Origin of the sequence: Micromonospora endophytica (assembly GCF_003236305.1) — a bacterium.
Lineage (GTDB): Bacteria > Actinomycetota > Actinomycetes > Mycobacteriales > Micromonosporaceae > Micromonospora > Micromonospora endophytica.
In genome coordinates this window covers 1-9,391 of the sequence record NZ_POTX01000231.1, presented here as the reverse complement: position 1 = coordinate 9,391, position 9,391 = coordinate 1, and the positions used below count along the sequence as shown (strand labels likewise).

The 9,391-nt window shown below is 72.3% G+C and carries 10 protein-coding genes and 1 riboswitch; of the genes, 7 read left to right on the top strand and 3 right to left on the bottom strand.

The features are described from left to right. Positions 1 to 96: 96 nt before the first annotated feature. Positions 97 to 744 carry a carbonic anhydrase gene (locus tag C1I93_RS24805; protein WP_111245695.1) on the bottom strand — a complete coding sequence of 216 codons (648 nt, stop codon included), beginning with the start codon at positions 742 to 744 and terminating at the stop codon, positions 97 to 99. Positions 745 to 892: 148 nt separating this feature from the next. On the opposite strand from C1I93_RS24805, the gene C1I93_RS24800 reads away from it, so the two are divergent. The 5 genes from C1I93_RS24800 to surE all read left to right on the top strand — a co-directional run bounded on the left by C1I93_RS24800 (position 893) and on the right by surE (position 7,441). After that, positions 893 to 1,819, top strand: coding sequence for an alpha/beta fold hydrolase (locus C1I93_RS24800; protein ID WP_111245698.1), 927 nt, complete (start codon positions 893 to 895; stop codon positions 1,817 to 1,819). A 110-nt stretch (positions 1,820 to 1,929) separates the two neighbouring features. Then, positions 1,930 to 4,047, top strand: coding sequence for a HelD family protein (locus C1I93_RS24795; RefSeq protein WP_111245694.1), 2,118 nt, complete (start codon positions 1,930 to 1,932; stop codon positions 4,045 to 4,047). A 148-nt stretch (positions 4,048 to 4,195) separates the two neighbouring features. After that, a riboswitch (cyclic di-AMP (ydaO/yuaA leader) is annotated at positions 4,196 to 4,329 on the top strand. 4 nt (positions 4,330 to 4,333) lie between these two features. After that, positions 4,334 to 5,446 carry a coiled-coil domain-containing protein gene (locus C1I93_RS24790; protein ID WP_111245693.1) on the top strand — a complete coding sequence of 371 codons (1,113 nt, stop codon included), beginning with the start codon at positions 4,334 to 4,336 and terminating at the stop codon, positions 5,444 to 5,446. Positions 5,447 to 5,639: 193 nt separating this feature from the next. Continuing rightward, a complete protein-coding gene (locus C1I93_RS24785; RefSeq protein ID WP_223256334.1) occupies positions 5,640 to 6,620 on the top strand; it encodes a 1-phosphofructokinase family hexose kinase in 981 nt (326 codons plus the stop codon). Beyond that, entirely contained in the window at positions 6,617 to 7,441 is an 825-nt protein-coding gene (gene surE / locus C1I93_RS24780; RefSeq protein WP_111245692.1) for a 5'/3'-nucleotidase SurE, read from the top strand. Before C1I93_RS24785 ends, surE begins: the two co-directional genes overlap by 4 nt. Before the next feature lie 4 nt (positions 7,442 to 7,445). On the opposite strand, the gene C1I93_RS24775 is transcribed toward surE, so the two are convergent. Beyond that, positions 7,446 to 7,811 (bottom strand): STAS domain-containing protein, encoded by a 366-nt coding sequence (locus C1I93_RS24775; protein WP_111245691.1) that lies wholly within the window; start codon positions 7,809 to 7,811, stop codon positions 7,446 to 7,448. 355 nt (positions 7,812 to 8,166) lie between these two features. Here C1I93_RS24775 and C1I93_RS31760 point away from each other — a divergent pair, with 355 nt between their 5' ends. Continuing rightward, a complete protein-coding gene (locus C1I93_RS31760; RefSeq protein ID WP_181445308.1) occupies positions 8,167 to 8,313 on the top strand; it encodes a hypothetical protein in 147 nt (48 codons plus the stop codon). 161 nt (positions 8,314 to 8,474) lie between these two features. Next, complete coding sequence (locus C1I93_RS24770) at positions 8,475 to 8,864, top strand: hypothetical protein (RefSeq protein WP_111245696.1); 390 nt, start codon at positions 8,475 to 8,477, stop codon at positions 8,862 to 8,864. Positions 8,865 to 8,991: 127 nt separating this feature from the next. Here the strand turns inward: C1I93_RS24770 and C1I93_RS32730 are convergent, their stop codons facing one another. Then, positions 8,992 to 9,234 carry a cellulose binding domain-containing protein gene (locus C1I93_RS32730; protein ID WP_258378340.1) on the bottom strand — a complete coding sequence of 81 codons (243 nt, stop codon included), beginning with the start codon at positions 9,232 to 9,234 and terminating at the stop codon, positions 8,992 to 8,994. Between the last annotated feature and the right edge of the window lie 157 nt (positions 9,235 to 9,391).

Genomic DNA, 9,391 nt, shown 5'->3' with positions numbered 1-9,391 from the left:
CCACCCCACCCCGCCTCGTCGATCATGGAGTTGTGGTGGGGACAAAACGTTCACTGCGCCCAAAAACGGGCACCATAACTGCATGATCGGCGGCGGCTAGGGCGGGTCGAGCAGGGAGACCTCGCCGGTGGCCAGGTCGTAGAGGGCGCCGGCCACGGCGATGCGGCCGGTGTGCAGGGGCGCGGCCAGCAGCGGGTCGGCGCGTAGCGCGGTCACCGTGCGGCGGACGTGGCGGCGGATCGCCAGGGGGCGCACCTGGGGTTCGTCCAGCCCCACCTCGGCCACCGCGGGCGCGATCCGGTCCACCAGGTGCGCCAGCGCGCCGGGCGGCCGGTGGCCGGTGCGCAGCGCGTCGACAGTCGCGTCGACCGCGCCGCAGCGTTCGTGGCCCAGCACCATGATCAGTGGTACGCCCAACACGTCGACCACGTACTCGATCGAACCGAGCACCGCCCGGTCCAGTACGTGCCCGCCGGTGCGGATGACGCAGATCGAGCCGAAGGTCTGGTCGAAGATCGCCTCCAGCGGCACCCGCGAGTCGATGCAGCCCAGCAGGACCGCGTACGGCTGCTGGTCACCCGAGGCGCTGGCGGCCGCCGCGGTCACGTCGTGCCCGTGCACCGGCTGACCGCTGACGAAGCGCCGGTTACCGGCGAGCAGGTCGGCCAGGGCCGCCCGAGGCGTACCCCCGGGTGCCCGGCCGCCCGGCGCGGACCCGGCGGTTGTCGCCCGAGACACCGTCATGTCCTCAGCTTGACCCTGCCGGTCCGGTCAAGGGGACGGTTGATGAATCTTCCGCTCATCGACGTTCGCGTGGTGTCATGACGGATAGCCGGTGTTACCACTGGGTATCTCTGGCGTTACGCATCCGCGCGGCCGTGGGGAGGTGGCGATGCCAGAGCCCGTCGAGGTACAACTCGCCGACGACGTACGCCTGCACGTGACAGTCACCGGGCCGGCCGACGCCGAGGTCTCGGTGGTGCTGGTGCACGGCTGGACGCTGGACGGGCGCAGTTGGCACCGGCAGCTGGCCGCGCTGCGGGAGACGTTCGAGTCGGTCCGGGTGGTCACCTACGACGCGCGCGGGCATGGCCGCTCCAGCTGCATGGAGCTGCCCACCGCCACCCTGGCCCAGCTCGGCGACGACCTGGCCGCGGTGCTGGACGCGGTCGTACCGTCCGGTCGGGTGGTGCTGGGCGGCCATTCGATGGGCGGCATGACGGTGATGGAGTACGCCCACCGCCACCCCGACCACTTCACCCGGCGGGTGGCCGGGCTGGTCTTCGTCGCCACCACCGCCGAGGGGCACACCCACACCGTCTACGGCCTGTCGCCCCGCATCGCCCGGTTGATCCGGCTGGCCGAGACCACCGGCGCCGGGGTGCTGGCCCGGTGCGGCGCGTGGCGACCGCCCCGGGCACTGCTGCGGGCGCTGCGACCGAGCATCCGGTGGATGCTCTTCGGCGAGCGCTGCGACCCGGTCGACATCCGGCTCGTCACCTCGGCGGTGGCCCGTGCCACGCTGCGTTCGATAGGTGGCTTCCGGGCCTCGTTCGGCGCGCAGCACCGGCTGGAGACGTTGGCCGCGTTGGCCCCGCTACCGGCGGCGGCCCTGGTCGGCGACCGGGACCGGCTCACCCCGCCGCCGTGCGCGGAGTCGATCGCCGCCGCGTTGCCGGACACCGAGTTGACCGTCTGTCCCGGTGCCGGACACATGCTGATGATGGAGCGGCCCGATGAGGTCAACGCCGCCCTGTACGGCGTGCTGCGGCAGGTCCTCGACGCCACCCCCGCCCCCACCGCCGGGCGCGGTTGTTAACAAGGGGCCCCTCCTATACCTCAGGCGTTGACAAGGTGCCCTTCCTTGCAGCTGGGACGTAGGGCGTAATCTCGTGCGGTTGGGCGGGCGGCGTCACGAGGAGAAGCGCGGTGGATCAGAGCACCCTGGATCAGGAGATCGCCGTCGAGCAACGGCATCTCGACCGGGTGTACGCGCGACTGGCCGAGCTGCGTCGCGCCGCGGTCCGCGCGGAGCGGGACGGCTACCGGCTGGCCCGGGTCGGCAACTTCGGTGCGCTTGTCGAGCGGGACGCGATGGTCTTCCACGCCGCGCAGCGCCGGCACCTGCTCGACGCCGAGTACGAGGGACTGGTCTTCGGCCGGCTCGACCTGCGCGACGGCCAGGTGCTGTACGTGGGGCGACTCGGCATCCGCGACGAGGACGCCAGCACGCTCGTGGTGGACTGGCGGGCCCCGGCCGCCGCCGCGTTCTACCGGGCCACCCCCGCCGAGCCGCTCGGCGTGGTGCGGCGCCGGACGATCCAGTCCAGCCGCGAGCGGGTGACCCGGATCGAGGACGACCTGCTCGACCCGGAGGCTGCGCCGGCGGAGATGCCGGTGGTGGGCGACGGCGCGCTGCTGGCCACCCTGTCCCGGGCCACCGGCCGGGGCATGCGCGACATCGTGGCGACCATCCAGCGGGAGCAGGACGAGGCGATCCGCTCCCCCGGTTCGGGAGTCACCATCGTTTCCGGTGGTCCGGGCACCGGCAAGACGGCGGTGGCGCTGCACCGGGCGGCGTACCTGCTCTACGCCGACCGCAGCCGGTACGCCGGCGGCGGCATCCTGGTGGTCGGCCCGTCTTCGGTCTTCGTCGGCTACATCGCCTCGGTGCTGCCGTCGCTGGGTGAGGACGACACCGCCACCCTGCACTCACTAGGCAGCCTCTTCCCGGGGATGGCCGCCACCCGCACCGACCCACCCGAGGTGGCGGCGATCAAGGGTTCGCTGCGGATGCGCCGGGTGCTGGAACGGGCGGCCCGGGACGCGGTGCCCGACTCACCGGTCGAGCTGCGCCTGCTCTACCGGGGCCAGTTGCTGCGGCTGGAGCGGACCGAGCTGGACGCCATCCGGGAGCGGGCGTTGCCCCGGGGTGCCCGCCGCAACGAGGTGCGCCGGGCCGGCTTCGACGGTGTGCTCGCCGCGCTGTGGGCGCAGGCCCGCAGGTTGGGCATTGCCGGGTTGCCGGAGCAGCGCGCCTTCGAGGACGAGTTGATCGACCGTACCGACTTCCGGGATTTCCTGAAGGCCTGGTGGCCTCGGCTGCATCCCCGGCACGTGCTGGGCTGGCTGGCGTACCCGGACCGGCTGCGCCGCTACACCAACGGTCTGCTCTCCGGCGCCGAGACCCGGCTGCTGGCCCAGGCGTACCAGACTCTGGCCGAGCAGGGGCCGAGCGTGGCCGATGTCGCGCTGCTCGACGAGTTGGACGCGCTGCTCGGCAAGCCGATGCGCCCGGCCCGGAAGAAGCGGGATCCGTTCCAGTTGGCCGGTGGGGTCCGTGAGCTGAGCACGGCCGCCGATCGGCAACGGGCCGCCCGGCAGGCGGCCCGCGAACGCCCGGAGGACTACCGCGACTACGCCCACGTGGTGGTCGACGAGTCGCAGGACGTCTCGCCCATGCAGTGGCGGATGATCGGCCGCCGGGGGCGGTTGGCCTCCTGGACGGTTGTCGGCGACCCGGCGCAGACCGCCTGGACGGGTGACGAGCAGGAGTTGGCTCGGGCCCGGGACCAGGCGTTGGGTCGGCGGCGTCGGCACCGGTTCACCCTCACCACCAACTACCGCAACTCGGCGGAGATCTTCGCGGTGGCGGCGGCCGAGATCCGCCGGACGTACCCGGATCTCGCGCTGCCGACCGCGGTCCGCACCACCGGGGTCGACCCGGTGCAGCTCGCGGTGCCGGCCGCGGAGCTGGAGTCCCGCGTGGTGGCGGCGGCACGCGCCCTGCTCGACGAGGTCGAGGGGACGGTCGGGGTGATCACGCCGGTGCCGCGCCGGGACGAGGTCGCGGGCTGGCTCGGCGGGCTCGGCAGCGAGCGGCTCCAGGTGGTGACCAGCCTGGAGGCCAAGGGCATGGAGTACGACGGGGTGGTGCTTGTCGCGCCGGGTGAGATCCGCGCGGAGCCCGGCGCGGGGGTACGCACCCTCTACGTCGCCCTGTCCCGGGCCACCCAGCGGTTGACCACGGTCGACCCCACCAGTTGAGCAGGTCGAGCAAAACATCCCTTTAGTCGCCTTTTGTCTGATTCACTGGTGAGTGAGCCAGTACCAGGAGTCACACCGGCTGCATGGGTCACACCAGCACCGGTAGGCTCGGACCCGGCCTCCGCCAGGCGGCACCCACCGGTGCCGGCGGCGGCCGCCGCCTAATCGCCCGCCAGGGCGAACCGGGGAACCATGTTCCTGGGGTGCATCCGCGGTCACGCGGTAGGGATCTTCCGTCCCGAACCCGTCAGCTAACCCGGTCGGCGGCTGACGGAAGGACATCTGCATGCCAGCAGTGGCAACCGTGAAACCGGCCGCCAGGATGGCGGCCCTGACCGCCGCGGGGCTCGCCCTCGCGTTGAGCGTGGCGCTCGCCCCGTTCGGTCCCGCGTCCGCCGCCCCACCGCAGGGGTTGCGCGCGGCGGCCCCGAGCGACGTGGACGACGAGGGCGGCACTCCAGCGCTGCGCGACCAACTGGAGGCGGCAAGCAAGGGCTTCATCGACGCCAAGGCCGCGCTGGACCGCTCGGTCAAGCGGCAGAAGCAGCTCACCACCCAGCTCAAGGCCACCGAAGCGCAGCTCGACGAGCGCAACGCCAAGGTCGCCGAGATCGCCGCCCAGGCATACCGCGCCGGGCGGCTCAGTGCCGCCTCGGCGCTGCTCAACAGCGGCAACCCGGCCGGCTTCATGGACCGGGCGGCGGCACTGGACGTGGTGGCCGCCAACGAGGATCGGGCGGTACGCGAACTCCAGGCCACCCACGACGAGATCACCAAGACCAAGCGGGACCTGGACGCCGAGGTTCAGGAGGAGCGCAAGCAGGTGGCCGTGATGGCCAAGCGCAAGGATCAGGCCGAGCGGGCGCTGACCGTCGCCGTCGAGCGGGAGGAGGCGGCCGAACGCGCCGCCGCGGCGGAGAAGGCCAAGGCCAACCCGGCACCGACCAGCAGCGGTGGCTCCAGCCGCACCGCCAAGCCCGCGCCACGCAACTCCAACGGGTCGTGGCCGCCGGAGTCGTGCAGCGTGAACGACCCCACCCCGGCCAACGGCTGCATCACCCCGCGCACCCTGCACGCGTTGAACCAGGCCAAGGCGGCCGGCTTCAAGCGGTACGTCTCCTGCTTCCGCTCCGGCGGCTCGGGTGAACACCCGAAGGGTCGAGCCTGCGACTTCGCCGCGCAGAAGAACGGCTTCGGTGGGGTGGCCACGGGTGGTGACCGGACGTACGGCAACAACCTGGCCGCGTACTTCGTGGACAACGCCGACCGGCTCGGCGTGCTCTACGTGATCTGGTACAAGCAGATCTGGCTGCCCAGCAGCGGATGGAAGGCGTACAGCGGCGGTCGCGGCGACCCGTCCAGCGATCACACCAACCACGTCCACCTGTCGATGTACTGACCGATCGGCAGCGTTTCGGGGGTGGATCGCCGGTCGGCGACCCACCCCGCGCCGTTTGACAGCGCATTGACCAGGGCGGTTGGCCATCGCGCCGCCCGTCGCCGTGCGCGACCGGGCCACAGCGGTTACGGTCCCACCAGTAAGCGGACATTTCGTCGCACCTGGGAGGAACGCGCATGAGCAGGTGGCAGCCGTGAGCGGGCGGGTGATGGTCTTCGCGCCGACGCCACTGCTCACCGTCACGATCGATCAGCCGAACGACACCCCGGAGCTGCACCTTCATCCCGGCGGGCAGGGCGTCTGGCAGGCCCGGATGGTGCTGTCGCACGGCGTCGAGGTGGTGCTCTGCACCGCGCTCGGTGGCGAGATCGGGCAGGTGCTGAAGCCACTGCTGGTCAGCGAGGGAGTCGACCTGAAGGTGGTGACCCGCGACTCCGGTGGCAGCGGCGGTTATGTGCACGACCGCCGCCAGGGCACCCGGCAGGAGCTGGTCGACGTCACCGGCCAGCCGTTGAGCCGGCACGAGTTGGACGAGCTCTACAACCTCGCGCTCGGTGAGGGGCTACGGGCGGCGGTAAGCGTGCTCAGTGGCCCCAACGATCCGTCGCTCGTCCCGGCCGATCTCTACCGACGCTTCGCCGCCGACCTGGGCGCCAACGGCAGCCGGGTGGTGGTGGACCTCTGTGGCGAGCACCTGAACGCCGTACTGGACAGCGGGGTCTTCTTCCTCAAGGTCAGCCACGAGGAACTGATCGCCGACGGGCGTGCCGACGACGACAGCGCAGCGCAGATCATCCACGCGATCCACGAACTGCACGCCTCCGGCGCGGAGAACGTGGTGGTCAGCCGAGCCGACAAGCCGGCGCTGGCACTTGTCGACGGCGAGGTGTTCGAGGTGCTGATGCCGCGACTGGAGGCCGCCGACCCGCGCGGCGCGGGCGACTCGATGACCGCCAGCGTGGCGGCCGTGGTGGCCCGGGGTGGCGACGTACGCACCGCGATCCGCACCGGCGCGGCAGCCGGCGCGCTGAACGTCACCCGGCACGGCCTGGGCACCGGACGACTCGACTCGATCACGGGTCTGGTCGACCGGGTCCGGCTGGAGCCGGCCGGCACCGTCCCGCAGGAACGCACCACCCCGGACGAGCTGGCCCAGCGGGTGGCGGGACGATGACGCTACGGGTGCTGATCACCAACGACGACGGCATCGGCGCCCCGGGCATCCAGGCGCTGGCCCGCGCCGCAGTCGCACGCGGGCACGACGTGGTGGTCGCCGCGCCGCTGGAGGAGGCGAGCGGCACCAGCGCCGCGATGAGCGCGGTGGAGCAGGACGGCCAGGTGGTGGTCCACCAGCACCCGCTGCCCGAACTGGACGGGGTGCCCGCGTACGGGGTGGGTGGTTCGCCCGGTTTCATCGCGCTGATCGCCGTGCACGGCGCCTTCGGGCCGCCACCACAGGTGGTGCTCTCCGGCATCAACCGGGGTGCCAACGCGGGCCGCGCGGTGCTGCACTCCGGCACGGTGGGCGCGGCGTTCACCGCCGCCGCCAACGGTTGCCGGGCGATGGCCGTCTCGCTTGACGTGTTGTCGGTGGGTGAGGCCACCGCCGTCAGCGGCGGCGCCGCGGTGGCTGCCGCCGCCCTGGTCCGCGACGCCGACCGGCACTGGGCGACCGCGGCCCGGGTCGCGCTGGACCTGCTGCCCCGGCTGCACACCGGGCCGGTGGAGAGCGTGCTCAACGTCAACGCGCCGGACCTGCCGTTCGACCTGCTACGCGGGGTCCGCCGGGGCAGCCTGGCCACCTTCGGCCAGGTGCAGATGACAGTCGCCGAGTCCGGTCACGGCTTCGTGCGCACCTCGCTGGAGGAGCCGGGTGAGGCGGTGCAGCCCGGCACCGACCTGGCTCTGCTCGCCGAGGGCTACGCGTCGGTGACGGCGATCCGGGCCGTCACCGAGGTGGCCGACGTCGACCTGGCCGGATTTGACGACTGGTGAACGCTCAGGCGCCGGGCAGAACCTCCGGGGTGGCGGCCGCGCCGGCGTAGTACGGCTCGGGTGCGCCGAAGAGGCCGAGCAGGCCGGTTACCCAGAGCTGCCGGTGCACGAACCGGCTCGGTTCGGTGACGACCAGGCGCACGCCGCTGACCTCCGCGGTCTGGAAGCCGGCGACCATCGCGCTGATGCCCACCGAGTCGATGAAGGTGACCAGCCGCATGTTGAGCTCGATCCGGGCCGGGCGCCCCTTGGCCAGCACCTCGGCGATGGCTTCTTTCACCTCGTACGCGGTGTCGACGTCGATCTCGCCCCGGGGAGCGATCTCGATGACACCACCGGGCCGAACCGTTTGCAGGATCGACAGGCTCACGCGAGCACCTCCACTCGCCCGTCCGACGGGCGCCTCATCAGTACGCGGGCCGCGACCGAGAGTATTCCTCCAACGGCCTCGGTCGCCACCCCTCGGGATGAGCAATTCGCGAATGTGAGCACAGTAAAAGCCCCACATCCGGACCTTCCAGGACCAAACTACTCGGTGTCGGCCGGGTCACCCACACCGCCGAACCAGGGTAGCGGGCCGGCGCCAGCCCGACAGCGATCGGCGCACCGGCGTCGGCCCGGCCCGGGGGCACCGCCGCGCTGGCCAGGGCGCAGCTGGTCACCGGGAGCCACTGGCACGGTGTGCCTAGCATCACGGATGACCTGACGAACGAGAGGACGACGAGATGCTCCGCAGACTTGCCGCGCTGGCTGGTGTCAGCGCCCTGCTCGCCCTCGTACTGGCCTGCGGCTTCGGCGGCGGGGGCGATGACGACGATGACGATGACGACGACTTCGCCCGGGCGGGAACCGTCGCTGTCGTCTCCCGCTGAGCAGCGCACGACCCGAACCCGCCGGACGCCGACGCGCAGCGGGGTTTGTGACGGCGTCCGGCGGGGCACAGCTTGCGTGGCGAGCCCTGCCGCACGAGGGCGAGCCGCCGAGGAGGTCTGACGTGGTCACCGGCCTCGGCCCTGTCGAGGAGGGAGCCACCATGTTCGGAACCAACCTGCTGGAGCGCCGCAGCAAGCCGGAGCGGATCGCGGATCAGGCGTGGCAGCACCTTGTCTCGGCCGTCAGCACGGCGGGCGACAGCATCCGCGACACCGCCCGCTCGGCCCGGCACACCTCCGCCGGCTTCGCCGACGACGCCGGCGACCTGGTGGGATCGGCCGCCGACGAGGCCCGCAACCGGGCCATCCGGGCCTTCGACGCGCTGGCCGGACGCCAACCCGCGCTGCCCTGGGCCCTGCTGATCGGCACCGCGCTCGTCGGCGCGGCGATCGGCTGGGCCGCGGGCACCGCGGCACGCGCCGCCGGCAGCCGGGACCGTGCCGTCGACGACATCGAGTTCGTCGACGTCCAACGCCCCAACGACGTGTAAGGCGGGGCCCCCTGTTAACGCCTGGTGTATAGCAGGGGCCCCCTTTTAACAGGCTGCTACCGCGACGGGCCCCGCTCGACCGAAGAGGTCGGGCGGGGCCCGTCGCCGCTGGCCGCGGTGTGGTCGGTCAGCGGGCGGTGCAGGTGATGGTGGTCGGTGCGGTGTTGGCCGCAGTGGTGCTGGCCAGGAAACCGACGCTGCCGGTGGCACCGGGGGCGAGGGCCCCGTTGTAACCCGCGTCCCGCACCGAGACGCTCGCGCCGGTCTGGGTGTGGGTGCCACCCCAGAGTTGGCTGATCCGCTGGCCGTCCGGGAACGTCCAGCCGAGGGTCCAGCCGCTGATCGCCGAGGTGCCCGCGTTGCGGACCACCACCTCACCCTGGAACCCACCGGGCCAGGAGCCGGGCCGAGGCGTGCTGGTGCTGGGCCAGCTCGTGCGCGTGTTGCTGGCCGAGCAGGTCGGTGCGGCCGGTGGTGCCGAAGAGCAGCGATCCGCCGGTGAACACCCCGGCCGGGGTCCAGCCGGT